Origin of the sequence: Gilvimarinus gilvus (assembly GCF_030518155.1) — a bacterium.
Classification (GTDB): domain Bacteria; phylum Pseudomonadota; class Gammaproteobacteria; order Pseudomonadales; family Cellvibrionaceae; genus Gilvimarinus; species Gilvimarinus gilvus.
In genome coordinates this window covers 1-305 of the sequence record NZ_JAULRU010000561.1, presented here as the reverse complement: position 1 = coordinate 305, position 305 = coordinate 1, and the positions used below count along the sequence as shown (strand labels likewise).

The following is a 305-nucleotide window of genomic DNA, read 5'->3' as shown; positions in this document are numbered from 1 at the left end:
AATCGTGTTTTTATATCAAGCAAAAATCCACTCAATTTGAGTGGATTTTTTAATTAATTATTATTTTTCTTGATTTTAATCTTGCCTTTATGTTCGTGATACATCATACAAGTTGCTTTATTTTCTAACTCTTTGCATGTTTTTTCAAAATCATAAATAACACTTACTATTTCACCTTCTTTTTTGTCCGAAAGCATTTCATTATTACAAACCAAATAATCCTCTTTATCATCAACACGAATGTAAGTTCCTGTACAATCTCTCACAATTGTTCCTGTAAATAATCGATCGTGTTTGATATTTGT

General features: G+C 27.5%; 1 protein-coding gene. It reads right to left on the bottom strand.

All coding sequences use genetic code 11. The features are described 5' to 3' along the window. Nucleotides 1-53: 53 nt before the first annotated feature. Nucleotides 54-305, bottom strand: a 252-nt coding sequence (locus QWI17_RS10590; protein ID WP_302722475.1) for a hypothetical protein, incomplete at its 5' end; no start/stop codon positions are given.